Genomic DNA, 23,831 nt, shown 5'->3' with positions numbered 1-23,831 from the left:
ATCGGCAGGAGATAGACTCACAGGCGTGCTCAGTCGAACCCGTCTCGCCTCCCGTCCACGCCTCCGCACCCTGACCTCGCTTGTCGCTGTCTCACTGGTCGTCGGACTGAGCGCCTGCGCGCCCGCCGCCGACGAAGAGACGCGGCCGACTCCGAAGGCGGCCGAAACGCAGGCCGCTTCACCGGACCCGAGCGACTCAGCCGAGGCCAAGCCGAGTGAGTCGCCCACGCCCACCGAGACCGCGAACGTCGAGGATGCAGGAGCGGCCGGAGTCAGCGAAGACGATATCGACGATCATGGCAGCGGAAAATGGGACCGGCCGAAAGAGGAGACCGGACCCAACCGCGACGAGGGCAAGACGTTCAAGGTCGCCCTGCGCGTCGAAGACAACCTGCCCATCGACGTCGATGAGGCCGGCGATTTCATCATCAAGACCCTCCAGGACGAGCGCGGCTGGCAGGACATGGACGACGTCTCCATCGAGCTCGTCGATGAAGGCCAGGACACGATGATCTCCATCGCCAGCCCCGATACCGTCGACGAGATGTGCCTGCCGCTGCGGACCCTGGGCAAGCTCTCATGCCGCAACGGACCCAACGTCATCCTCAACGCCAAGCGCTGGGTCTCCGCCACGGAGGAGTTCGACGATATCGTCCAGTACCGGCAGTACCTCATCAACCACGAGGTCGGTCACGCTCTCGGCCACGGCCACGAATCCTGCCCCGGACCGGGCAAGACCGCACCGCTCATGCAGCAGCAGACGAAGGGCCTGCAGGGGTGTGAGCCGAACGGATGGCCCTCGAAAGGCTAGTTCCGCGGCAGTCGCGGACAGACTCCGGCCGCGATACAGCGCAGGCCCCGCAATTGCGGGGCCTGCGCTGTATCGCGTAGACGTGCGTATCAGTGCTTGGGCGAGCGGGGCCGCAGAGAGTAGTCTTCGGCACCTCGCGTTGCCGTCTCGTACTCGATCTCATCGCTGACGGAGCTCGTGCCCGAGGGGGCCAGCGAACCAGGCTGTTCGACGACAGCGATGCTGTCGGTCGCGACGACCTCACGCTGATGGTCCGTCGGGGCGCCCGCATCGATCTTCGTGGCCAGAGCCTTCTCACGAACGAACATGAGGATGACTGCCGCGATGATTCCCAGCGGGCAGACCCACAGGAAGATCGGCACCAGCGCATCGCTGTACGCATTGACGATGATCGAGTGGATCGGATCGGGCAGCGACTTGACCACTTCGGGGGTCAGTGAGTTCGACCCCGTGCCCTTCATCGCCTGGGCGCCCTGGGGTCCCAGGGACTTGATGCCGTCCTCGAGGTTGGATGCCAGCCGCGAGGTGAAGAGCGAACCGATCAGCGACATGCCCAGCGTGCCGCCGATCTGCCGGAAGAAGTTGTTCGACGCCGTCGCCGTGCCGACCATCGCCACCGGGAACGAGTTCTGGACGATGAGCACGAGCATCTGCATCGACAGTCCCAGGCCGAGGCCCAGCACACACAGGCAGCCGATGACGACGAGAACGTTCTGATCGGCCGTGACGAAGGTCCCCATGAGGAAGAGGGCGACGCCGACGATCGCGCTGCCGAGCACCGGGTACCACTTGTACCGTCCCGTCTTCGAGACGACGAAGCCGATGATGACCGAGCTCGGCAGCATCACGGCCATCATGGGCACCATGAGGAGCCCGGCCTTGGTCGCTTCGATCCCGTGGGCCATCTGCAGGAATGTGGGCATGTACGAAAGTACGCCGAACATGCCGATGGCGATGCACATGCCGGCGATCGTGCAGAGGACGAAGTTCGTGTCCTTGAACACGAACATCGGGATGACGGGTTCGGGCACAGCCTGTTCGACGAAGACGAAGACGACGGCGCTGATGACGGCGATGGCGATGAGTCCGATGATGATCGGATCGTCCCAGTCGTACTGATGCCCGCCCCACGAAGTCGTGAGGATGAGTGCCGAGGTGAATTCGGCGATGAGGATCATTCCCGCGACATCGACATGGCGTTTGACCGACCGATCCGACTTGGGGACCTTGAGGAAGAGGATGGCGGCGATGAGCGCGAGCACGCCGAACGGAAGATTGAGAGCGAATGTCCAGCGCCAGCCCGGACCCTCGGTGATCCAGCCTCCGATCAGCGGTCCCGCCACCGAGGTGACCGCGAAGTTCGCCCCCATGATGCCCATATACGGGCCGCGTTTGCGCGCCGGCACAACCGCGGCGATGAGAGCCTGCGAGAGGATGATGAGACCGCCGCCGCCGAGGCCCTGAATGACGCGTGCGGTGATGAGGACGGCCATGTTGTGGGCCAGGAAGCCGACGATCGAACCGAGGATGAACATGCAGATGGCGAAGATGAAGATCTTCTTCCGGTTGAACGAATCGCCCAACTTGCCGTAGATCGGCATCATGATCGTCGACGCCAACATGAACGCCGTCGAGACCCAAAGCATCTGGTCGACGCCGTTGAGGTCACCGACGATGGTCGGCAGGGCCGTGGCCAGCATGGTCTGGTTGAGCGAGAACATGAACATTGCCAGCATCAGGCCGGTGAATAGCAGGATGACCGACGAGGTCTCGATCTCCGGCTCCTCCTCGGCGCCGTGCTGCTTCTCGGCAGCGGGCTCGGTGGCGGTAGTGGTCATTTCAGCCTTTCTAAGAGGGTCAGGAACAGTTCGATCGAGGAGGTGAACGCCTGGTCCACCCGTTCGTCGTCCAATTCGTGTTCGGTGTCGAATCGCGCGGAGGCGAAAGCGTGCTCGAGCGGGATGCTGCACAGTTGCGCGAGCATCCGCGTGGCCCGTGCGGCGGTGTCGTCATCGGCAAAGGTGATTCCGCGACGTTCGATCCGCCGGCGGATGCCGGTGATGATCTGCTCGGAGTAGTGCCGTTTCGTCTCCATGCTGAGCATGCCGAGGTGCGGATGCCGAGCCTGGATCGCGCGCAGCTTCTGCTTGTTCGCCGACCGCGGCAGCAGGAATTCGAACGCGGCGCGGATGGTGAAGGAGAGATCCTCCACCAGACGCTCGCGCCGAGGCTCGAAGTCCTCGATGAATCGCTGCAGAGCGGCGGCGATATCGTCGGAGGTCGTCAGTCCGACGATCGCCATCTCCTTGGTAGGGAAATAGTTGAAGAACGTGCGCGTCGAGATCTCCGCAGCTTCCGCGATCCGAGCCACAGTCACCTCGTCGAGTCCACGATCGAAGACGAGATCGACGGCCGCGGCGTGGATGGACGCACGGCGCTCACGGGTCTGGCGCTCGCGCAGGGATTCGGTCGGTTCGGAACTCACCAGAAAATTATGCACCTCTTGCAAATTTGCACCAAATGCAGAAATGCATTCAATGCATTTCTCGACGGTGATGTTGTTCACACCCCGTCGTCGGGCGGTCGACAGGTGGGAATATATGCCCGCATGCACCTGTTGATTGAGTCGTATACGCTCAACTTTGAAAGAGGAGGTCAGCTTTGGCCACATTCTTCGGACCCGCAGGCTCGGGCGGAGACTCGTTCGACGAGTTCCTCGCTCGTTTCCTCCAGGGGCAGACCGGAGCCCGCCGAGGCCGTTCCGTCGACATCAACCGACTGCTGAGCAAGCGCAGCCACGAGGTCATCGAAGCGGCCGCGGAGTTCGCAGGACGACACGGTCAGTCCGAGGTCGACGCGCTCCACATCCTGCGCACCATGGTCGATTCCGAACCCGGAATCTCCGCCGTGCGCCAGGCCGGTGCCGATCCCGAGGCCATCGCCCATGCGATCGAAGAGCGCCTTCCGGCCAGCACCGACACCGAGGCGGATTCCACGCCCACGCTGACCGGTTCGGCCCAGCGCGCCCTGCTCGACGCCTACCAGGTGGCGCGAGCCTTCGGGTCGACCTACATCGATCCCGAACACATGTTCTTCGCCTTCGTGCTCAACCAGGAGATGCCCGCCGGTCGGATCCTCGCCCAGGCAGGCGTCACCCAGGCTGCACTGCAGGCCGGTGCCGAGGCGGCCGAAGCCGCAGGTATGCACCCCGGCCAGGAGGCCGAGGGTGAGGACGGTCAGGAATCCGTGCTGGAGAAGTTCGGCACGGACCTCACCGAGCTCGCAGCCGAAGGCAAACTCGATCCCGTCATCGGCCGCTCGGAGGAGATCGAGCAGACGATCGAGATCCTCGCCCGCCGGACGAAGAACAACCCGGTTCTCCTCGGCGAGGCCGGTGTCGGCAAGACCGCGGTCGCCGAAGGCCTCGCTCAGGCCATCCACTCGGGCGAAGTTCCCAAGCAGCTGCAGGGCAAGCGCATCATCGCGCTCGATATGCCCGGAATGCTCGCCGGCACGCGCTACCGCGGTGACTTCGAAGAGCGCCTGACCGGAGCGCTCAACGAGATCGCCGACGACGGGGACATGATCGTCTTCGTCGATGAACTCCACACCCTCGTCGGCGCCGGCGGCAACGGCGAGGCGAACTCGATGGACGCCGGCAACATCCTCAAACCGCGCCTGGCCCGCGGCGATCTGCACATGATCGGCGCGACCACGCTCAAGGAGTACCGCACCATCGAGAAGGATTCGGCTCTCGAGCGTCGCTTCCAGCCGGTGACCGTGGGTGAGCCGAGCGTCGAGGATGCGGTGACGATCATCGACGGGCTGAAGGATCGCTACGCGGAGTTCCACGAGGTCACCTACACTGCCGAGGCGGTCCGTGCGGCCGTGGAGCTGTCGAACCGCTACATCACGGACCGCTTCCTGCCGGACAAGGCCATCGACCTCATCGACCAGGCCGGCGCCCGGATGTCGCTCAGGCGCGGACCCGCGGTCGATATCGACGCGCTCAAGCTCAATCTCTCCGAACTCGAAGCGGAGAAGAAGTCCGCTATCGAGGTGGAGGACTACGAGCGTGCCGGCCGTGTCCGCGATGAGATCAACGAGGTGACCGCTCGGATCGAATCCGCCGAGAACCCGGACGCGGAGGCCGTGAAGACCGCTGCCGCCGAGGCGATCATCGGTGAGCAGGAGATCGCGCATGTGGTCTCCCGGGCCACCGGAATCCCGGCAGCGCGGATGACGCAGAGCCAGAAGGCACGACTGGCGAACATGGAAGAGGTCCTCCACGACCGCGTGGTCGGACAGGACGAAGCCGTGACCGCCGTGTCGCGCGCCATCCGCCGCAGCCAGACCGGTATGGCCGATCCCAACCGTCCCATCGGCAGCTTCCTCTTCCTCGGCCCCACCGGTGTCGGCAAGACTGAGCTGGCGAAGGCTCTGGCGCAGACCCTGTTCGACGACGAGTCGGCCATGATCCGCTTCGATATGAGCGAGTTCGGCGAACGCCACACGGTGTCCCGCCTCGTCGGTGCTCCTCCCGGCTACGTCGGCTACGACGAGGCAGGGCAGCTGACGGAGAAGGTCCGCCGTCGCCCGTATTCGGTCATCCTCCTCGACGAGGTCGAGAAGGCCCATCCGGATGCGTTCAACCTGCTGCTGCAGGTCCTCGACGACGGACGGCTCACCGACGGTCAGGGCCGCACGGTCGACTTCCGCAACACCGTGGTCATCATGACCTCGAACCTCGGTTCCGAGTTCATGTCCGGCACTCCGCTGGGCTTCGCCTCCGGGGCTGCGGGAGACGCGGAGAAGGATCTCAAGGCCAAGGTCATGGGTCGCCTCAAGGAGTTCATGCGGCCGGAGTTCATCAACCGCATCGATGACACCGTGATGTTCTCGCGGCTCGATCGCGAGCAGCTTCGGTCCATCGTCGATCACCAGCTGGCCGCGTCGAAGCAGCGCCTCGAGGCTCAGGGCATCGCCCTCGACGTCTCGGCAGAGGCTCTCGACTGGCTGGCCGATGAAGGCTACGAACCCGAGTTCGGCGCCCGTCCGCTGCGTCGCACGATCCAGCGCGAGCTCGACGACCGCATCGCCGATCTCCTCGTCACCGAGGCGGTCGATGAGGGCGGCACCGTGCGTGCCACGGTCGTTGACGGCGCACTCAAGGTCGTGGCCGGCACCCGCCCGGAGCCGATCATCGCCTGATCACCGAGGCGGCCCTGCACCGACCGTCGCTTCTCAGCGACGCGTCCGAACCGGAATGAGCCCGGGACGAAAGATTCCGTTCTTTCGTCCCGGGCTCTGTCGTTGCTGCGGGCAGCGTCGAGTCCCGGTTCAGCCGCGGGTGGCAGAGGACTGCTCGGGCTGGGGATCGTTCGCGCCGAGGAGGCGGTTGAGGACGAGCCGTTCGCCGAGCGTCCACGTGGTCGTCGTCGCCAGGTAGAGAGCGGCGGCCAAGGGGACGAAGAGCGCGAAGATCGCGGTGAGGAAAGGCATGAAGCTCAGGGTCTTCATCACTCCGGACAGATCCGGCATCGCCGGAGCATCTGCCCCGGTCTTCGTCGGGGGAGCGGTCGGGGTCTCGGGCGTGGCCGGGGTGAGCAGGCGTCGGGAGAACCCCGCGACGACAGCGATGAGGACGACGAGGATGAGGTAGACCGTGATCGCGGTGCCGGTCAGATCGCCGGCGCCGAGCAGTTTGACGAAGCTCGTGTTGAGAGGCAGGCCGAAGAGCGTATGACCGAGCAGCTCATTGGCGTGCCCGCCGATCGTCGCATTGATGAAGAGGCCATAGACGGCCATGAGCACTGGGGTCTGTGCCAGCACCGGCAGGCATCCGGCGAAGGGGGAGGCATTCTCCTCTTTGTACAGCTCCATGAGCTTCTGCTGCATGAGTTCGGGCTGCTTCTTGTACTTCGTCTGCAGCTCTTTGATCTTCGGGGCCAGTCGTTTCCGAGTGATGCCTGCCCTGACCTGGGACACCCCGACGGGGATGAGCACGGCGCGGACCAGGACGGTGAGCACGATGACGGCCAGGGCGGCACTGAAGCCGCCGGCGAGCGGTTCGAGAATGTCGCTGATCCCCGTGACCACCGTGTAGGCGGCCTCGACGAGCAGGCGGATGGGCAGGAATTCGTAGATGTTCACAGGTGAGTGTCCTTCGGACAGGGCGCGCTGAGGCGCGGTTGAATGGGCCGTTGAAGGCCATCACCGTGACGATCGATGACAATTGCCCGCGCCGAGGCGGGGAGACGTTCCGTACGGAACAGGTCGTTCAGGCGATGGCGTGAACGACGGAAGAAGGGGCTCTGGGCAGGGCCGTACCTGGAGTTCCGGGCTCCTCCGGCATGCGGAATTCGCGGATGCTTCGGCGCGTGCCCGGCAGAGACGGCGGGCGCGCCGACAGCGAGAGCACACGCAGCAGAGCCATGCTCGCCCATGCGGCGATCGGCGTCAGCAGGGCCGCACCGAGGAGAGCCAGGACGATGAGATGAGTGGGGGACTGGGGTACGACCGAGTCGAGGTCGGAAGAGAGCACGACGACGAGCAGCTGCAGAGTCAGCCACATATTCGCCATCATCTCGCCCCCTAACCAGTGCGTCGATGCTAGCACGCGGGCCTGTGCGGGCGGTTCAGTGAAACGGAGTCCGTCCGCTCACAGCGGCAGACGTCTGCGCCGAGCGGATCAGGGTTCCCCACTCCCACCGGCACTGCCAGTGTGGACGCATGTTCACTCTCAACTCTTCGCCCCACAGCCGACCACCTCTGTTCTCCGACTCCGACGAGGCCGACGCGGCCACCGCGATCCCCGAATCCCAGCGCATGCTCTACGCCTACCGGTCCGTCGTCTTCAACGGCGAGCTGCGCGACGAGAACGGAATGGAGATCGTCTCCCGACTCGTCCTCCTCTCCGCCGAGGACCCGCGCTCCGATATCCACCTGTGGATCAACTCTCCCGGAGGCTCCGTGCCGATGATGCACGCGATCGCCGACACCATCGCCGCTCTGCCCAACGACGTGGTCACGATCGCCTTCGGGTGGGCCGCCTCGGCGGGACAATTCGTTCTCAGCATGGGAACGCCCGGACGACGTCTCGCCCTGCCCCACGCTCGCATCCTCCTCCACCAGGGATCGAGCGGGATCGGCGGAGCCGCCGCCGACATCGAACTCCAGGGCGACGACCTCCGATCGGTCAGAGACACCGTCCTGCACCGGATCGCCGAGGCGACCGGAAAGACCTACGACCGCATCTTCGAAGACTCCCTGCGCGACCGGTGGTTCACCGCCGAGGAAGCGATCGAGTACGGACTCATCGATCGCGTCATCGACTCCCCGTCCGACCTGCGAGCTCAGATCGGAGGAAGCCGATGAGCCAGTACACGACCCCCAACGTCGTCGACCGAACCGGTGGCAGTGAGAAGATCGTCGACGTCTACTCGCATCTGCTCGGCAATCGCATCGTCTACCTCGGCGTGCCCATCGACGACGGCGTGGCGAACACGATCATCGCGCAGCTGCTCCACCTCGATTCGAGCAGCCGGGACCTGCCGATCAGCATGTACATCAATTCCCCGGGCGGCTCCCTGACCGCGATGACGGCGATCTTCGACGCAATGCACCACATCGGCGCACCCGTGGCCACAACCTGCGTCGGGCAGGCCGTCGCCGATGCGGCCGTGCTCCTGGCCGCCGGAGAACCCGGCCAGCGGGCCATGCTCGCCCACGCCCGCGCCGTGCTGCGACAGCCGCATGCCGAAGGGGCGCGGGGCACGATCCCCGACCTCATCGTCGCCGCAGACGAGATCGTCCGGCAGCGGCGGGACGTCGAAGAGATGCTCGCCGACAGCACCGGTCGGACCCCGGAGCAGATCCACCGTGACTTCGATCGCGACCTCGTCCTCGACGCGAAGGCGGCGCGGGACTTCGGACTCGTCGACGTCATCCTCTGACCGCGTACTCTCACCGAGGTGGGTCGAGATACTCCCCGAGGATGACGACGGCCCCGGGCGCGGGTCGCTACGATCGGAGAATGAGACCGGACCGTCCAGACCGCCGCGCGCGCCGACGAGTCGTCCTGTTCACCGTCGCCGCAGCGGTGCTGCAGCTGCCGTTCGCCATCGTCCTCGCCGCGGCGACCGAGACGTCTGCGGCCGCGATGATCATCCGCATCGGCACCGCGGTCCTCTCACCGGCGATCTTCCTCTTCGCAGTGCGGTGGCCCGGACCGCGCGTGGCCGTACTGGCAGGGCTCGTCCTCCTCGACGTCCTCGTGTGGGCGGCGGTGACGCCCGATCCGGGCCCTGGCGGATTCGGCATGGGACCGGGTGCGTGGAGCGACCGCGGTCCCTGGTCGCCCGCAGAGGCCGGGCCCGGGACGACGCCGTTCTATGCCGCCTTCCTCTTCGCCGTCGTCGCCGCGATCGTCCGTGGAAATGCATTCTGGGCGATCGCCTCGGCGGCGGGAGTATGGGCGGGCTGCCTGCTGCTGGGTCCCCTGCTGGGAATCGACTGGTCGGTAGGGCGGGTGGTCTCGGCGACGATGGGACTCGCCATCGCCGTGGGCATCGGCGCATTCGTCCGCCGGCGCAGCGAGCTCCGTCGCCAGGAGGCAGCCCGACAGAGCGCACGCCACGCCGAGGTCGTCCAGGCCGAACGACTGCGCATCGCCCGGGACCTCCACGACGTCCTCGGCCATGCTCTGTCCCAGATCAACGTCCAAGCCGGAGTCGGCGAACACCTCATCGACCGCGATCCCGAACAGGCACGGTCCGCACTCGCGGCCATCAGAGAACTCAGCCGCACAGGGCTCAACGAAGTCCGCACCGTGCTGCATACGATGCGCTCCGACACCGGTGCTGCGGAAGCCTCAGAACCGGCGCCCTTGGCTCCGGTCCTCGGACTCGACGCCGTTCCGGCGCTGGTCTCCCGCCTCGTCGGCTCCACTGACTTCAGGGTGGACGACCGGCGGGATACGGACGCCGAGGGTGTGAGAGAGGCGCCCGGCCAGTCAACGGACGCAGCCGCCTATCGGATCATCCAGGAAGCACTGACGAACGTGCTCAGACATGCCGGCGCCGGCAGCGCACGGGTCGTCATCGCACGGAACTCGGATCGGCTGCAGGTGAGCATCAGCGATGATGGGACAGGACTCCCAGACGGAGTCGAAGGGACGGGAATCATGGGCATGCGCGAGCGGGCGAAGCTGCTGAAAGGGTCACTCACCCTGACCTCGAAGGGTCGGCAGGGCACCGTCGTCGACGTCGACCTCCCCTGGAACGCCGACCATGCAGAGCTGCCAGACGAGGAGCCGCATCGATGACACCGATCCGAGTCGCCATCGCCGATGACCATCAGCTCGTGCGCGCCGGCTTCGCCTCACTGCTCGATTCCGAAGACGATATCGAGGTCACGATCCAAGCCTCCGGCGGGAACGCCCTGCTCGAAGCACTGCGCACAGCACCCGCCGACGTCGTCCTCATGGACATCCGCATGCCCGACGGAGACGGACTGTGGGCGACGGAGGAGATCGCCGCCGATCCGCGGTTCGATGCCGTCCGCGTGGTGCTCGTGACGACCTTCGGACTCGACGAATACATCGTCCGCGCCGTGCGCGCCGGGGCGAGCGGCTTCCTGTTGAAGGACACCGACCCGACCGACCTCATCCGCGCCGTGCGCGTCGTGGCCGCCGGTGAGGCCCTGCTCTCGCCCGAAGTCACGAAATACCTGCTCTCCCGCATGTCCTTGGGGCTGAAGGCAGAACCCGACTCCGGGCTCGACGTTCTCACCGACCGCGAACGCGAAGTTCTCGCGCTCGTCGGCCGCGGTCAGTCGAACGACGAGATCGCCGAATCGCTCGTGCTCTCCCCGCTGACCGCGAAGACCCATGTCTCGCGCATCATGACGAAGGTCGGGGCCAGAGACCGCGTCCACCTCGTCGTCCTCGCCTACGAATCGGGGCTGGTCTCTCCCGGCTGGCTGAACGAGCACTGAGTTCTGCTCCGTGCGGAGCAGCACAGGTGACTCCCGTCGGCGGATTCGCAGCGACCGGCTTGCGGTGTGTCATTGATGTCAGGTCCACGAACGGCGTGGACACCCGCCAAGGAGGCATCATGCACATGGAACACGGACCGCTGGCCTGGCCGTTCTTCTTCCTCATTCCGATCTTCTGGGTCCTCGTCATCGGACTCATCGTCACCCTCATCGTGACCCTCAACCGTCGCCGGTGGCGGCAGGCCGGGGGACCGCCGTGGGCGGCTGCGGCACGAGAGGGAACAAGGAGCGCCGAGGCGACTCTGGCCCAGCGCTTCGCCCAGGGGGATATCGAGGAGGCCGAATATCGTGCCCGACTCGAGGTGCTGCGGGCGAACCGGCTCGAGGCCGGGAACGGCTGAGCCGTTCAGGCCGCGAGGGCGAGCCGTACCTGACCCGCTGCCGGCGGAGCAGGTGCGGCTCGCGTCATATCGGTCGCCGACAGCAGCGCGGTCGCAGGGACCCCGGAAGTCAGGCCGAAGGCAGCGAGCACGAGGACCTGCGGCAGCTGGAGCTCGAGCACCTCGGCCACTGCCTCGATGACCTCCGAGGACGGGTCCTTGAGCCCGCGTTCGATCTCGGAGAGGAACTGGGTCGAGACCCCGGACCGGTGGGAGACCTGAGCCAGGGTGAGACCCATATCGGTGCGGCGCAGTCGGAGAGCGCGGCCGAGCGCCTCACGCCACAGCGGCGGCGGGGTCGGGCTGTGCGGGAGCATGTCGGTCATGGGGTGAGCCTACGGTCGGCAGGGCCGCCTCGGCGAGGGTTTCTGCTGTCAGCAGATGAGGATGACTGACGTGAAGTGGCTCACAGGTGTTGCGGAAACGGCAGTAGGTTAAGTTAGGCTGGCCTACGTTAATGTCGAGGGGTCGTATCAGGCTCCGACCACTGTCGAAAGGACAGGAATGTCAGTTCCTCACAGCCGCCGGGCCGTCATCGCCGGAGCGCTCGTCGCGCTCTCGCTCACCGCCACCGCCTGCGGGCAGGGATCGCAGGCCGCGGAGGAATCCGGGTCCGCGAATTTCGAGACCGTGACGATCAAGCACGCACTCGGTGAAGCGGTCATCGAATCCGAGCCCGAACGAGTCGTCACCCTCGGCCAGGGATCGACGGAAACTGCGATCGCTTTGGGCAAGACGCCGGTCGGCATGGAGGAATATGCCTGGGGATCCGATGACACCGGCTACATGCCGTGGATCTACGAGGCCGTGAAGGACAAGGGTGAGAAGCTGCCCGAACAGTTCCAGGGGGATACGGAACTCGACGTCGAAGCCATCGCCGAACTCGAACCGGATGTCATCCTCGCCCCCTGGTCGGGAATCACGGCCGAGCAGTACAAGCAGCTCGATGCCATCGCCCCGACCGTGGCTTACCCGAAGCAGCCGTGGACGATCAAGTGGGATGAGCAGATCACCACGATCGGCAAGGCGCTCGGTCAGGAAGAGGAATCAGAAGGCCTCGTCGACGGCATCAAGACGCAGCTGAAAGAGGCGAAGCGAGAGGAATACAAGGACCTCACGTTCTCCTTCATCTACAACTCGGGTCCCGGCACCCTCGGCGTCTTCTACCCCAACGAGCAGCGGGTGGCGATGGTCTCGGCGCTCGGACTGACCCCGGATCCGATCATCGACGAGCTGAAGAAGGACTACGACGAGCCGGGAACGGATTCAGCGCTCATCGGTCTGGAGAACGCGGACAAGCTCAACGATTCGGACCTCATCTTCACCTTCTACTCCGATGAGAAGAACAGGAAAGAGATCGAATCGCAGGGACTGTATGCGAATATTCCGGCGATCAAAGCCGGGGCCGTCGTGGCTCCGGATGATCAGCCCTTCGTCACCGGATCCTCGATCATCAACCCGCTCACCGTCCCCTGGACGCTCGAACGCTATGTGCCGATGATCGACAAAGCGGTGAAAAAGCTCGACAAGTAAGTCGTCGGCGAGGAGCCTGCCGCATCAGTCAGGCAAGCAAGCTGGGCGCTCTCAATCGAGGGCGCTCAGCTTCTTCCATTCATCCCACGAGTACACCCAGTCCGAGATGTCGCTGTCATTGGTCGACAGGCTCACTTGGGAACCGGTGACCTCGACGGGATCGCCGAAGATCGCGGAGTCGTAGTACTCCTTGGCCCGTTCGGTGGTGAGATTGATGCAGCCGTGGGAGACGTTCTGCGAGCCTTGGACACCTGCCGACCACGGGGCGGCGTGGATGAATTCGCCGTTGTTGTGGATGCGCACCGCCCACTGCACATCGGTCTCGTAGTCCCATTGTTCGGAGGTCATCGTATAGTCGGCGGCCTTCGACATGACCACATGCGTGCCGTTGTAGGACGGGGACTTCGGTGCGCCGAGCGAGGCCGGGAAGTCCATGACGGTCTTGCCGTCACGAGTGACGGTCATGCGATGGGACTGCGCATCGGCCTTGACGACCTGCTTGCGTCCGATCTCGAAGTCGAGGGTGAGGTCGTTCTGACCGACGCTGTTCTCTCCCGTCGGCACATCCTTGAGCGGAACGTCGACGGAGACCTTCGAATGAGCGGGCCAGAATTCCTTCGGGCGGAAATGCAGTCGGGACTGCGGATCGTCGTAGAGCCAACCCCAGGAGCCCTCGACCTCCCGCTCCTTGCCGTCCTCATCGGTGACCTTGACCGAGAGGCGGCGTTCGACATCGTCGCGGAAGTCCTTGGAGACGGTGGAACCGAAGTTGAGCATGATGGGGGCGGCGACGCCGACCGTCTGATCGTCGGCGAGCGTTGTGCGCACCGACATCGGGGCGCCGTCGCTGGCGCCGACGGTGATCGTTGCGTCGAGGTCGACCTCGTCTCCGTCGGCAGTGGTGGCGGTGACTTTCACGGTGTATTCGCTGTCGGCGACGAGGCCATACGTCGAGATCCAGGCGGCGGATTCGTCCGGGGCGGCGACCGCCTCGGCGGTGTCCTTGTCGTCTGTTTCGGCGTCCTTCGAACCATCGTCGGCCGTCCCGGACTCGGTGGAGCTCGGCGTCGACGAACCGGCTTGGGCGTCGTCATCTGTCTCGAGCGCGGTGCCCGAAGCGTCGAAGAACGTGCCGGGATCGTGCGCGATCCGGGGGTGGGCCTCCTCGGTGACGGAGATGTCACTGAGGTCGGCGTTCTCGACGGAGATGCCGATCCGCTGGCCGGCCTCGAGGTCGATGTCGTCACCGGATTCGGTCACCTCGCCGAAGTCCCCGGCGCCGGGCATCGCGGTTGCCGCATCGGCGGACTCACTCGGTGCAGCTGAGGAGGTCGCATCGCTGGGGTGTGAAGACGGCGTCGATTCGGACGCGGATTCTGCGGCCTCGGAGGTGATGGCTCCGACGCGGAACACGGGATCCGCGGCCGCCTCGGCGGTCTTGTTCGCGCCATTGCGGGTCGCGTCGGGATCGTCGCTCGACGGCGTGCACGCCGTGAGCAGGGCCAGCGCCGAAAGGGCGGCAATGGCCCCTTGGATCTTCGTGGACAACAGGGAAACCTCGTTTGAACACAGGGATGAGAACTGCGAATAATGGTAATGAAGCAAAATCACGAAAGTATTAACGCTTTCGCTTCTTCGCCCCGATTCCGGCGCTCGGAGGGCCGTGTAGGCAGAGCTGACCTGGGCAGATGGGGGAGAGGGGGAGTTGTGGAATTGTGATGTTGGGGAATAGAGGACTCCCCGTGCACCCGACAGAGCTCGCTTACCCTTGCTGCCTTCCGGCCCTGGGGGAGTTCACAAGATGACGCCGCACGGGGAGCCGTGAATCAGTCTAGTCGAGAGCAGCCTCGGTGGACAAAACGAGTGGGCGGGGCCACAAGATTGCGACAAGGACACTGTTATCCACTCGTGACAGAAACATCATCTGAGCGGGACATTCACTGGATAGTGTGGACGCATCCTCGTTTCCCATCCCTAAGGAATCATGCACATTTTCCGCAGAGTGGTTCTGCCGCTGGCCTTCCTCCTCGTCCTCATCCTCATCGCTGTTTTCCTCGGCTGGATCGCCTTCAAACCGGCTGCCGAACACGAATTCGACGATGTCGGTGCCAGTGGGGAGCCGGCGGAATCCACCATCACCGCCGAACGCGGCGACATCTCCAACACAATCGAGGTCAAGGGACGCATCAACGTCGACTCCCCGACTGCGGTCAAAGCCGACCACGACGGCGTGGTCAACCATCTCTTCGTCAAGCCCGGTGATGAGGTATTCAAAGGCGCGGAGCTGTTCCAGGTCAGAAGCGAGGGTGAGCAGGAGGCGCCCGAAGAGCCGGACGGCGGCAGCGACGATGCCGAGACAGCAGACTCGGATGGCGGGGATGAGGCATCGGGAGGTGACCCGTCGACCCCGGCCAAGCCGAAGTATCATTCGGTGATCGCCTCGGAAGACGGCACGGTGGGTGATTTCTCCGTCGAGCAGGGTGACACCGTCTCTGCCGACACCCAGGTGACCGAGCTGCTGAAGAAGACCTTCACCGCCAAGGCGCCGATCAAAGCGACCGACCTCTACCGAGTGCAGGAGCTTCCGGATACCGCGAACATTGCGATCGACGAAGGCCCGAAGCCCTTCGACTGCACGGGTCTCAGACTTGACCAGGGACCGGGTACAGCCTCGGCATCGTCGTCGACGAGTGAGGATGAGTCCGAGGACCCAGGGGCTGAAAGCGCAGGTGACGACGGTTCTGCCGCCGAAGGCTCGGAAGGAGGTTCCGGAGACGGCCCGCAGCTGATCTGTGCCATCCCCGACGATGTCACCGTCTACAACAGCCTCGATCTCACTATGACCATCGATGCGGGAGAGGCGAAGGACGTCATCGTCGTTCCGGTGACCGCGGTGCGCGGACTCACCGAGAAGGGATCAGTCTGGGTGACCGGAGACGGCGGCAAGTCCGAGGAGCGCGAGGTCGAGATCGGCCTCAACGACGGGTCCATGGTCGAAGTGAAGTCGGGCCTGGACGAAGGTGAGGAGATCGATGAATTCGTTCCCGGCACCGAACCTGAAGATGAGAGTTCCGAGGGCGGCATGGATGACGAGTTCCGCGAGGGAGAGGACTGGTGAGCCGCCCGGAGCCGACGGCGGCAGAGACTCTGCTCTCGCTGCGGCATGTGTCGCGTTCGGTGCCGATCGCTGACGATCAGCTGCTCACGATCCTTGCCGATATCGATCTCGAGGTGGGGGTGGGGGAGCACATCGGCATCGTCGGGCGCTCCGGCACCGGCAAATCGACGCTGCTCAACATCCTCGGACTCCTCGACGCGCCGACGACCGGGGACATGGAGTTCGCAGGTGAACCCGTGCAGAAGATCTCCCGGAACAGGGCCGCAGCGATCAGAGGACGGGACATCGGATTCGTCTTCCAGCAGTTCAACCTCCTGCCCGGACGCACCGCGGTCGAGAACGTCGAAGCCCCGCTGATGTACGCCACTGGGCGCGAGTTCCGCAATCGGCGGAGATCGGCCGAAGCCATGCTCGAGCGCCTCGGCCTCGGCGACCGGATCGAGGCGAAGCCGAACCGTCTCTCCGGAGGTGAGCAGCAGAGAGTCGCGATCGCACGCGCGCTGGTGCGTGAGCCGAAGCTCGTGCTCGCCGACGAGCCGACGGGCGCCCTGGACGTTGAGACGGGGCGTCAGGTCATGGAGATCCTCGACGGCATCACCAAGGACTCGGGGGCTGCGCTCATCACGATCACCCATGATCTCGGGGTGGCGAACATGGCCACCCGACAGTTCTCGCTCAGTCAGGGGTGTCTCCATCCTGTCCTCGACGGGGCCACCGCCGAGGCGCTGGCGGGTGAGAGCCGATGATCACAGGATTCGCCGCATCGATCGTCGAAGCCTGGCAGGAACTGAGGGTGCACAAGGTGCGCGTGCTGATGTCCCTGATCGGCGTCGGCGTGGCTGTGTGTGCACTGACCCTCGTCGTCGGGTTCGGGAACATGATGCAGAAGGGGCTCGCCGACTCGTACGAGCAGCAGGGTGGTCGCGCCGCGACCTACACCCTGAGCCTCAATCCGACCGAGTCCGAGATGGGTGAGTCCGAGGTCGAGAAGGTCCGGTCAGCACTCGACGAGACCGCCGACCGTTTCGGAATCAGCCACATCTCCGCCTACGGTCAGGCCGAAACCACGGTGCCGGGACCGGCTGGCACCGTCAGCGCCTCGATGTACATCGTCGACCCGGATTTCGACGTCATGCGCCGACTCTCCGTCGATCACGGCAGGTGGTTCACCGCCGGTGACGCCGCGAACCTGTCGCCGGCCGTCGTCGCCGATGAGACTTTCCTCAGCGAATACGGCATCGACCCGACTTCCCTGCCGGCCACGATCGAGCTGTCCGGTTCCCCGAAGAAGACGGCCACGGTCATCGGTTCGGTGCCCTCCTCCGAATTCCAGGAGTACGGGGAGATCTACGTCCTCAACGGGCAGGAAAAGCAGTTCGCCGCAGACGCCTACGCCGTCACCGAATTCGAGATGTGGGTGCCGCCCGAGGTCGGTGAGGAGCTGAGCAAACAGGTGACGAGTGATCTCAGACGGCAGCTGCCCGGCTTCGACGTCAGTGCGGACAGAACCGATTTCGCCTCGGACATCGATGAAACACTGGGTCCGGTGAAGAACGTACTGTTGGTCATCAGCATCCTCATTCTCTTCATGGGTATGCTCGGCCTGCTCAACATCTCTCTTGTGACGATCCAACAGCGGATCAGGGAGATCGGCATCCGCAGATCCTTCGGGGCGACGAGTCGGCGCATCTTCTTCTCCGTGATGATGGAGAGCGTCGTCGCGACGACCATCGCAGGCGCTGTCGGCGTTCTCATCGCCGTGCTCGTGCTCAAGGCGCCGCTCGTCTCTGAGTTCATGTTCGACGGTGCGAGTACTCCGCAGGTCCCGATCTCTGCCGCGATCGTGGGCATGCTCGTCTCGGTCGGAGCCGGAGCGCTGGCAGGATCGGTGCCTGCTGTCGTCGCCACTCGGGTGCGGATCATCGACGCGATCCGAGCCTGAGGAGTGCCAGAGCGCCCGTTCCGAAGGCCAGGCACAGCCCGACCTGAACGAGGCATGCCACGGCGAAGGCATTGTCATAGCCGAGGCTGAGCGTGAAGACATGGAAGAGCGCTCCGAGCAGTGCCACGCCCACGGCGATGCCTGCCTGCTGCATCGTTGCGATGAGACCGCCGCTCAGCCCGGCCACTCGGTCGGGGACCGCTCCGACCACGGTGCCGACAAGAGGACCGAACTGGAGAGCCTGAGCTGCGCCGAGGACGACTCCCGGAAGCTGGAACCACAGATTCCATTCTGTGGCTGGGGCCGTCGCCGACGCCCAAGCCACCCCGAGAAGGCTGATCGCCTGCAGGGTCGTGCCGAGGACCATCGTGCCGGGCCCGCCGAGTCGACCGACGGCCCGGGGGACGAGGAGAGAGGTGATGAGGAAAGCTGCGGCGAAGAGGCCGAGCGTGAGTCCGGAGACGGCGGCGGGGTCACCATGGCCGGTCTGCGATGTGAGCGCGAAGTTGTAGAGGAACGTGCCGAAGCCGGCGAAGAACACGAAGGCCATGAGCATCCCGATCCATGCGGCAGGGATGCGAACCACCTGCGGCGGAATGAGGGGGTCACGTCCGGCCGCCTCGGCGCGGTTCTGCCAGAGTGCGAACGCGGTGAGAGCTGCAGCGCAGGCTGCCAAGAGGGTTGCGGGCAGCGGAAGCCAGCCGGTGACCGGTCCCAGCGCCAGTCCGATGACGAGGCACATCATGCTCACGCCGAGGAGGATCGCGCCGAGGGCGTCGAGGGGTGCCGGGTCGGTGCTGCGTGATTCGGTCAGACGCAGGGAACCGAGATAGGCGGCTGCGGCGGCGATCGCGCAGCTGAGGAACGCCGCCCGCCACCCCCAGGTCTGGCCGAAGAGGGAGATGAGTCCGCCGCCGAGGACCTGACCACCGACGGTGCCGACTCCGGAGAATGCGCCGAAGAGGCTGATCGCCTTCAACCGTGCGGCCCCGGACAGCGAATGCTGGAAGCTCGCGAGGATCTGCGGCATCATCACCGCCGCTGCCGAACCCTGGGTTGCGCGAGCCACGAGCAGGAAGAGCGGATCGGGTGCCAGTCCGACGGCGATTGAGGTGATGACGAGCGCGCCCGTGCCGATCATGAACAGGCGGCGACGCCCGAAGCGGTCCCCGATGCGACCGCAGAGGATGAGGCCGGAGGCGAAGGCGGCGGAGAACAGACCGACGATGAGTGCCGAGGTCGCATCACTCGCACCGATGTCGGCCTGCACCGCGGGGATCGCGACGTTCGAGACGGAGAACATGAACGTCGCGAGGAACGCACCGAGGTGGAGCGGCCAGAGGACGGGGGCAGGATGGCCTGCGGTGGGGGCGGGGTCGACGTCGGGTGCGTGACCGGGAGCAGCCTCGGCGAGGGCCGAGGTCGGAACCGCCTCGGCGGAGGTCGATGATGTCTGCGTGTGGGAATCTCTCATGGATCCAGTCTGCGATGGGCCGCGGGGGAGTGGGAGGGCGTGCTGATGGTGTTGGTCGCACCACCAGGCTGAGAGCGGTGACAGGGTGGAACGGGGTGAGCGTCGGACGGACAATGGAGGCATGGCACAAGTGAGAACCGAGGAGCTAGGACGATTCCTGCGTTCGCGACGCAACCGAGTGCGGCCCTGCGAGGTCGGTCTTGCGGCCGGCACCCGGCGGAGGGTGCCGGGACTGCGGCGCGAAGAGGTCGCTGTGCTCGCGAACATCGGCACCAGTTGGTACACCTGGCTTGAGCAGGGGCGCGAGGTCCACCCCTCGGAGTCGGTGCTCGAATCCATCGCCGAGGCGCTCCTGCTCGACCGTGAGGAGCGTGCCCATCTCTTCCTGCTGGGCGGATATCCGGATCGAGTCGCGAACCCGGGGGACTCGGCGGTGGGAGAGCAGATGCGCACCTTGCTCGACGAACTGCTGCCGCTGCCGGCGATGGTCACTGATCCGCGGTATACGATCCTCGCCTTCAACTCCGTCGAACGGTATCTCGCCTCCGACCTCGAAGCACTCGCTCCGGCCGACCGCAACTGCGCGATCCAGACCTTCGAGAGCCCGGAATGGGCGCGGACCTTCCACTCCGACGACGGGCATCGGGCGCAGGTCGTGGCGAAGCTGCGTGCCTCGTACGCGGAGTCGATCGACGATCCCGAGTGGTCGCCGCTGCTGTCGCGGCTGCGCAGGAATCCGGAATTCTGCCGCCTGTGGGATTCGGGAACGGTCGGTCGATCTGTCGGGCGGGTAAAGACCATTGAGAACCCGTATGTGGGCACGCTCAAGCTGACGATGACGACGCTCATCGCGCAGGAGAACCAGAGGCTGACGCTCTCGGTCTATCAGCCGGTGGACACGGTGACGCGGTCCCGATTGGAGACGCTGCACGGCTGGATCAATGACGGCAGCATCGAACGCCGACGGGAGGACGGGGCGCAGCCGTCGGCAGAACGGCATCTCCGCGCCGTCGCGGACTGAACCGTGTGCCGTCGGGATCGATGCTGCCTGTTCACCTGCGGGAAGTGGGATGCTTCACACTCGGCCACCGCGATTTCGCATTGTCGTCATGACTCGGATAAGCTGATTCGCGGAGGATTCGCCTAGTGGCCTATGGCGCTCGCCTGGAACGCGGGTTGGGTTAACGCCCTCAGGGGTTCGAATCCCCTATCCTCCGCCACGGAAGTCCCGGTCTCGCAGTTGCTGCGGGCCGGGACTTCGTCGATTCACCGGCGGCGGACCTCCATGCCGGTCGCGGGAGGCTCGTATTCGGACATCCCACACCGATTGTGACAGTTCGCACCATTCGTGCCACCTGCTACCGGTGCTTTCGCATCCCTCGTCGGTCCTGGTCCAACGCACCGGTGCAACGAGGTGGTGTGCCGCCAAGGGTGAGGGGTGCGGAGCTGGGTGCAGCGGAGCGCAGCTGCCGGAAGGCAAATCGCATGACGGTTCGTGGCGGAATGCGTCATTGTGACGGCATGCGTCGGCCTGCGAAGTCTGCCCGCCGAGTGTGGTCTGCGTCTCAGTAGTCTGGCACGGCACACCCGCACACACGATATTGCACACCTGCACACATCACGAGCGACTGAAGGGAACTGGCCCGATGACGTCGCAGCAACCGGTCCGGCGCGGAAGATCGCGCAGCGCACGCCCCGCGGACACGGTGCTCATGCCAGTTTCGATGGGAAGGGACACACAATGACGAATCTCCACGCCAACCCGATCTATACCGGTGAACCCGAAGACCTGAAGTTCGCCTACTGGGTGCCCAACGTCTCCGGCGGCCTGGTCGTGTCGAACATCGAACAGCGCACCGACTGGGGCTACGACTACAACGTCAAGCTCGCACAGACCGCCGAGGCAGTCGGCTACGAATACGCACTCAGCCAGGTCCGCTACCTCTCCAGCTACGGCGCGGCCCAGCAGCACGAATCGACCTCCACGTCACTCGCGCTCGCCCTTGCCACTGAGAAGCTCAAGGTCATCGCCGCCATTCATCCGGGCATCTGGGAACCGGCCGTGCTCGCGAAGTTCATCCTCACCGCCGACCAGTTCACGAAGGGCCGGGCCGCCATCAACGTCGTCTCCGGCTGGTTCAAGGACGAATACACCCGCCTCGGCCTGCCGTGGCTCGAACACGGCGAACGGTACCGCCGGTCCGCCGAGTTCATGGACGTCGTCCGCAAGCTCTTCACCGAGGAGAACGTCGAGTACCGCGGCAATTTCTACACCGTCGACGACTTCACCCTCCGCCCCGGCCCCTACCCAGTCGAGGGCCGCCCCCACCCGGAGATCTTCCAAGGCGGAAACTCCTCGGCCGCTCGCATCAACGGCGGCAAGCACGCCGACTGGTACTTCTCCAACGGCAAGGACTTCGACGGCTTCCGCGAACAGTACGACGACGTCACCGAGGTGGCCCGAGCGCACAATCGGAAGGTCCGTTTCGGGCTCAACGGGTTCGCCATCGTCCGCGACACCGAGGCCGAAGCCCGCGAACAGCTGCGTGAGATCATCGCCAAAGCCGATGAAGGCGCCGTCGAAGGATTCCGCAAGTCCGTCCAGCAGGCCGGAGCCTCGACTCACGATAAGAAGGGCATGTGGGCGGATTCGAGCTTCGAAGACCTCGTCCAGTACAACGACGGCTTCCGCACCCAGCTCATCGGCACTCCCGAACAGGTCGCCGACCGCATCATCGAGTACAAGAAGATCGGCGTCGACCTCATCCTCACCGGCTTCCTGCACTTCCAGGAGGAACTCGAAGCGTTCGGCAAAACCGTCATCCCGATCGTTCGCGAGAAGGAAGCCGAACTCGTCAACAGGGGACTGCTCACCCCTGCCGGAGTCTGACCCTGGAGGCGAGTTTCCCTCAGGCCACGCTGAATGACGCGGACTTGAGCTTCAGCTTGGTCCGCAGCTGATCGCCGGTGAGGCTCGCGGTCTTCCCCTTCACCGAGGTGGCTTTCACCGTCTTCACCAGACCTGAGCCGGTCTTCGCCACCGTCACAGACCGGACGTCTGCCAGCCCGAACGCCCGTGCCATGTCGGCCTGCTTGGCCGTCACCGACCACGAGGCGTTCGGGTTCTGCGCAGAGGCATACTTCGACGGAGAGTCATCGACCGAGACCAGGTACGGCACGGCCGACCCCCACACCTCGGCAGCCGAATGCGTCTTCGAGCCTGCCGACGACGAGTAGACAGCATCGATGAGCCCGCCCTTGTAGGTGATGAGGCGCGCCGACTTCACCGTCGACCCGCTCGTGCTCTGTGTCGCGGCCACGGCCTTGCGCCATGGACCGGAATCGCCTGCATTCTCATGAGTCCACCCGAGGAAACGCTGCGAGGCCACCTCGTCATAGACGTTGCACCCGCAGGCAGGCTTCACCGCACCGAGATTGCGGTAGGCATAGGTGCGCGAAGCGATGGCCTGAGAGCGCAGGGCTTCGGACTGCCACGATGCCGGCATCTCGGCGATGCCCGGCAGATATTCCTTGTTGAGACCCACCACGTTGATGACGTTGAGCGAGCTCTTCAGCTGACCGATCTCGAGCCGTCCGTGCCGGTAGGTGCCGGTCGCCCCGTTCTGGGCACCGCTGACCGACACCGTCGTCGCCGACGAACTCTTCCAATATCGGGTGCCCTGCCATTCGAGGGTGAGCTTCGATCCCGAATAGCTCTTCGACCCGATGATCGCCTTGACCGAACCGGACGAGGTCCGTTCGATCGTGACCTTCGAGGCCGATTCGATGGTCTTCGACCCGACCTTGACCCGCAGACGGCCGGACCGCGGAGAGACCGTCACGGACTTCTTCCCGGTCAGCAGCTGCACCCTGAGACTGGCGTCGGCGTCCTTCGACATCGTCGTGACCTTGGCCCCGGTGTAGTAGTGCTGCAAGATCTGCGTCGACGACTTTCCGGCTGCCGCCATTCCGCGCGCTCCGTACTGGCTCATCCCGACTCCATGGCCGAACCCCGACCCCTTGATCGTGAACGACGACGGCGCCTTCGTCAGCGTCACTTTCGCCCCGGACTTCGCCGTCCACACGATCATGCCTTTCTGGAACTTCTGCCGGGTCTCGGACCCGGACCGGTACTCGTTGCTCGTCGGATAGCCGAGCGGACCGCGTTCCCACCCGGACTTCCTCCACGCCGTGCGGATCGCACCCAGAGTCGCATGGGCACCGGTGGCCTTCGTCCAATGGATGCTGCCGTGCTTGAACGACTGATAGCAGCCCTTCTGGATCAGCGTGCACCGCTGCGGGCCGACCGCTGGGCCGAGCTTGCCGGAATTCCCGCCGAGCGATCTGTGCATCGTCCCGATCGCGCCCGAGGTCGAATAGGCGGCATGTGCCGGAGGCGGTGTGGAGCAGAGAAGGAGAAGGAACCCGATGAGCAGTGACACGAGGGCAGGAGTCGTCGCCTTGACGAACCGGGAAGCTGGCATGAGTAGATCATAAGCGCGGCTGTCAAGACCCCG

The 23,831-nt window shown here is 65.0% G+C and carries 21 protein-coding genes, 1 tRNA gene, 1 other RNA gene and 1 riboswitch; of the genes, 14 read left to right on the top strand and 9 right to left on the bottom strand.

The features are described from left to right. Positions 1-25 precede the first annotated feature (25 nt). The gene (locus HIM68_RS16365) at positions 26-811 is read left to right on the top strand and encodes a DUF3152 domain-containing protein (RefSeq protein ID WP_172174085.1); all 786 of its coding nucleotides are present in this window, start codon (positions 26-28) and stop codon (positions 809-811) included. Between the two features lie 89 nt (positions 812-900). On the opposite strand, the gene HIM68_RS16360 is transcribed toward HIM68_RS16365, so the two are convergent. Next, positions 901-2,649 (bottom strand): DHA2 family efflux MFS transporter permease subunit, encoded by a 1,749-nt coding sequence (locus tag HIM68_RS16360; protein ID WP_139469346.1) that lies wholly within the window; start codon positions 2,647-2,649, stop codon positions 901-903. Continuing rightward, positions 2,646-3,296 carry a TetR/AcrR family transcriptional regulator gene (locus HIM68_RS16355; protein WP_216657198.1) on the bottom strand — a complete coding sequence of 217 codons (651 nt, stop codon included), beginning with the start codon at positions 3,294-3,296 and terminating at the stop codon, positions 2,646-2,648. The genes HIM68_RS16360 and HIM68_RS16355 overlap by 4 nt, the downstream gene beginning before the upstream one ends. 176 nt (positions 3,297-3,472) lie before the next feature. On the opposite strand from HIM68_RS16355, the gene HIM68_RS16350 reads away from it, so the two are divergent. Continuing rightward, positions 3,473-6,022 (top strand): ATP-dependent Clp protease ATP-binding subunit, encoded by a 2,550-nt coding sequence (locus HIM68_RS16350; RefSeq protein WP_139469348.1) that lies wholly within the window; start codon positions 3,473-3,475, stop codon positions 6,020-6,022. 129 nt (positions 6,023-6,151) lie between these two features. On the opposite strand, the gene HIM68_RS16345 is transcribed toward HIM68_RS16350, so the two are convergent. Beyond that, entirely contained in the window at positions 6,152-6,964 is an 813-nt protein-coding gene (locus tag HIM68_RS16345; RefSeq protein ID WP_172174079.1) for a YidC/Oxa1 family membrane protein insertase, read from the bottom strand. Between the two features lie 127 nt (positions 6,965-7,091). Beyond that, the gene (locus HIM68_RS16340) at positions 7,092-7,397 is read right to left on the bottom strand and encodes a hypothetical protein (RefSeq protein WP_172174076.1); all 306 of its coding nucleotides are present in this window, start codon (positions 7,395-7,397) and stop codon (positions 7,092-7,094) included. Positions 7,398-7,543: 146 nt separating this feature from the next. Here HIM68_RS16340 and HIM68_RS16335 point away from each other — a divergent pair, with 146 nt between their 5' ends. The 5 genes from HIM68_RS16335 (at position 7,544) to HIM68_RS16315 (ending at position 11,208) form a co-directional block, all read left to right on the top strand. Continuing rightward, entirely contained in the window at positions 7,544-8,188 is a 645-nt protein-coding gene (locus HIM68_RS16335; protein ID WP_172174073.1) for a ClpP family protease, read from the top strand. Then, positions 8,185-8,766 carry a ClpP family protease gene (locus HIM68_RS16330; RefSeq protein ID WP_172174070.1) on the top strand — a complete coding sequence of 194 codons (582 nt, stop codon included), beginning with the start codon at positions 8,185-8,187 and terminating at the stop codon, positions 8,764-8,766. The genes HIM68_RS16335 and HIM68_RS16330 overlap by 4 nt, the downstream gene beginning before the upstream one ends. An 80-nt stretch (positions 8,767-8,846) precedes the next feature. Next, positions 8,847-10,136, top strand: a complete 1,290-nt coding sequence (locus HIM68_RS16325; protein WP_172174067.1) for a sensor histidine kinase — start codon at positions 8,847-8,849, stop codon at positions 10,134-10,136. Beyond that, positions 10,133-10,807 carry a response regulator transcription factor gene (locus tag HIM68_RS16320; protein ID WP_139469353.1) on the top strand — a complete coding sequence of 225 codons (675 nt, stop codon included), beginning with the start codon at positions 10,133-10,135 and terminating at the stop codon, positions 10,805-10,807. Before HIM68_RS16325 ends, HIM68_RS16320 begins: the two co-directional genes overlap by 4 nt. 119 nt (positions 10,808-10,926) lie before the next feature. Continuing rightward, complete coding sequence (locus tag HIM68_RS16315; RefSeq protein WP_139469354.1) at positions 10,927-11,208, top strand: SHOCT domain-containing protein; 282 nt, start codon at positions 10,927-10,929, stop codon at positions 11,206-11,208. 5 nt (positions 11,209-11,213) lie between these two features. Here HIM68_RS16315 and HIM68_RS16310 read toward each other — a convergent pair whose 3' ends face one another. Next, positions 11,214-11,573 (bottom strand): helix-turn-helix domain-containing protein, encoded by a 360-nt coding sequence (locus HIM68_RS16310; protein ID WP_172174064.1) that lies wholly within the window; start codon positions 11,571-11,573, stop codon positions 11,214-11,216. A 178-nt stretch (positions 11,574-11,751) separates the two neighbouring features. Between HIM68_RS16310 and HIM68_RS16305 the strand changes: the two genes are divergently transcribed. Continuing rightward, positions 11,752-12,780: an iron-siderophore ABC transporter substrate-binding protein gene (locus tag HIM68_RS16305; RefSeq protein WP_172174061.1), complete on the top strand. Its 1,029-nt coding sequence runs from the start codon at positions 11,752-11,754 to the stop codon at positions 12,778-12,780. Between the two features lie 51 nt (positions 12,781-12,831). Here HIM68_RS16305 and HIM68_RS16300 read toward each other — a convergent pair whose 3' ends face one another. Both HIM68_RS16300 and ffs read right to left on the bottom strand, forming a co-directional pair. Beyond that, positions 12,832-14,328 (bottom strand): L,D-transpeptidase, encoded by a 1,497-nt coding sequence (locus HIM68_RS16300; protein ID WP_253904007.1) that lies wholly within the window; start codon positions 14,326-14,328, stop codon positions 12,832-12,834. A 180-nt stretch (positions 14,329-14,508) separates the two neighbouring features. Continuing rightward, an RNA gene (gene ffs, locus HIM68_RS16295) (signal recognition particle sRNA small type) lies at positions 14,509-14,604 on the bottom strand. A gap of 160 nt (positions 14,605-14,764) precedes the next feature. On the opposite strand from ffs, the gene HIM68_RS16290 reads away from it, so the two are divergent. From HIM68_RS16290 to HIM68_RS16280, 3 genes are read left to right on the top strand one after another with little or no spacing between them, the layout of a single operon-like run. Continuing rightward, positions 14,765-15,898 (top strand): efflux RND transporter periplasmic adaptor subunit, encoded by a 1,134-nt coding sequence (locus HIM68_RS16290; protein WP_172174058.1) that lies wholly within the window; start codon positions 14,765-14,767, stop codon positions 15,896-15,898. Beyond that, positions 15,895-16,644 (top strand): ABC transporter ATP-binding protein, encoded by a 750-nt coding sequence (locus HIM68_RS16285; protein WP_229664009.1) that lies wholly within the window; start codon positions 15,895-15,897, stop codon positions 16,642-16,644. Before HIM68_RS16290 ends, HIM68_RS16285 begins: the two co-directional genes overlap by 4 nt. Beyond that, positions 16,641-17,840: an ABC transporter permease gene (locus HIM68_RS16280; protein ID WP_139469358.1), complete on the top strand. Its 1,200-nt coding sequence runs from the start codon at positions 16,641-16,643 to the stop codon at positions 17,838-17,840. Before HIM68_RS16285 ends, HIM68_RS16280 begins: the two co-directional genes overlap by 4 nt. On the opposite strand, the gene HIM68_RS16275 is transcribed toward HIM68_RS16280, so the two are convergent. Further along, complete coding sequence (locus tag HIM68_RS16275) at positions 17,818-19,314, bottom strand: MFS transporter (protein ID WP_172174055.1); 1,497 nt, start codon at positions 19,312-19,314, stop codon at positions 17,818-17,820. The genes HIM68_RS16280 and HIM68_RS16275 overlap by 23 nt on opposite strands. Positions 19,315-19,435: 121 nt before the next feature. Here HIM68_RS16275 and HIM68_RS16270 point away from each other — a divergent pair, with 121 nt between their 5' ends. The 3 genes from HIM68_RS16270 (at position 19,436) to sfnG (ending at position 22,204) form a co-directional block, all read left to right on the top strand. Further along, a complete protein-coding gene (locus tag HIM68_RS16270; protein WP_139907153.1) occupies positions 19,436-20,335 on the top strand; it encodes a helix-turn-helix transcriptional regulator in 900 nt (299 codons plus the stop codon). Between the two features lie 111 nt (positions 20,336-20,446). Next, a tRNA-Ser gene (locus tag HIM68_RS16265) sits at positions 20,447-20,534 on the top strand. A 392-nt stretch (positions 20,535-20,926) separates the two neighbouring features. Next, positions 20,927-21,045, top strand: a riboswitch (SAM riboswitch). 10 nt (positions 21,046-21,055) lie between these two features. Then, positions 21,056-22,204 (top strand): dimethylsulfone monooxygenase SfnG, encoded by a 1,149-nt coding sequence (gene sfnG, locus HIM68_RS16260; RefSeq protein WP_139907154.1) that lies wholly within the window; start codon positions 21,056-21,058, stop codon positions 22,202-22,204. Positions 22,205-22,223: 19 nt separating this feature from the next. Here the strand turns inward: sfnG and HIM68_RS16255 are convergent, their stop codons facing one another. After that, positions 22,224-23,798 carry a SpoIID/LytB domain-containing protein gene (locus tag HIM68_RS16255; RefSeq protein WP_172174052.1) on the bottom strand — a complete coding sequence of 525 codons (1,575 nt, stop codon included), beginning with the start codon at positions 23,796-23,798 and terminating at the stop codon, positions 22,224-22,226. Between the last annotated feature and the right edge of the window lie 33 nt (positions 23,799-23,831).

This window comes from Brevibacterium sp. CT2-23B (assembly GCF_013168765.1).
In the GTDB taxonomy this organism is placed as follows: domain Bacteria; phylum Actinomycetota; class Actinomycetes; order Actinomycetales; family Brevibacteriaceae; genus Brevibacterium; species Brevibacterium sediminis.
The sequence above is the reverse complement of the archived record's forward strand: the minus strand, read 5'-3'. Positions and strand labels throughout refer to the sequence as shown.

Bases quoted from the DNA above. Each gene is read 5' to 3' on its own strand.
- HIM68_RS16270 (WP_139907153.1), top strand. From the start codon at position 19,436: ATGGCACAAGTGAGAACCGAGGAGCTAGGACGATTCCTGCGTTCGCGA.
- sfnG (WP_139907154.1), top strand. From the start codon at position 21,056: ATGACGAATCTCCACGCCAACCCGATCTATACCGGTGAACCCGAAGAC.
- HIM68_RS16255 (WP_172174052.1), bottom strand. From the start codon at position 23,798: ATGCCAGCTTCCCGGTTCGTCAAGGCGACGACTCCTGCCCTCGTGTCA.
- HIM68_RS16305 (WP_172174061.1), top strand. From the start codon at position 11,752: ATGTCAGTTCCTCACAGCCGCCGGGCCGTCATCGCCGGAGCGCTCGTC.
- HIM68_RS16275 (WP_172174055.1), bottom strand. From the start codon at position 19,314: ATGAGAGATTCCCACACGCAGACATCATCGACCTCCGCCGAGGCGGTT.
- HIM68_RS16325 (WP_172174067.1), top strand. From the start codon at position 8,847: ATGAGACCGGACCGTCCAGACCGCCGCGCGCGCCGACGAGTCGTCCTG.
- HIM68_RS16340 (WP_172174076.1), bottom strand. From the start codon at position 7,397: ATGATGGCGAATATGTGGCTGACTCTGCAGCTGCTCGTCGTCGTGCTC.
- HIM68_RS16335 (WP_172174073.1), top strand. From the start codon at position 7,544: ATGTTCACTCTCAACTCTTCGCCCCACAGCCGACCACCTCTGTTCTCC.
- HIM68_RS16280 (WP_139469358.1), top strand. From the start codon at position 16,641: ATGATCACAGGATTCGCCGCATCGATCGTCGAAGCCTGGCAGGAACTG.
- HIM68_RS16360 (WP_139469346.1), bottom strand. From the start codon at position 2,649: ATGACCACTACCGCCACCGAGCCCGCTGCCGAGAAGCAGCACGGCGCC.
- HIM68_RS16315 (WP_139469354.1), top strand. From the start codon at position 10,927: ATGCACATGGAACACGGACCGCTGGCCTGGCCGTTCTTCTTCCTCATT.
- HIM68_RS16310 (WP_172174064.1), bottom strand. From the start codon at position 11,573: ATGACCGACATGCTCCCGCACAGCCCGACCCCGCCGCCGCTGTGGCGT.
- HIM68_RS16320 (WP_139469353.1), top strand. From the start codon at position 10,133: ATGACACCGATCCGAGTCGCCATCGCCGATGACCATCAGCTCGTGCGC.
- HIM68_RS16330 (WP_172174070.1), top strand. From the start codon at position 8,185: ATGAGCCAGTACACGACCCCCAACGTCGTCGACCGAACCGGTGGCAGT.
- HIM68_RS16290 (WP_172174058.1), top strand. From the start codon at position 14,765: ATGCACATTTTCCGCAGAGTGGTTCTGCCGCTGGCCTTCCTCCTCGTC.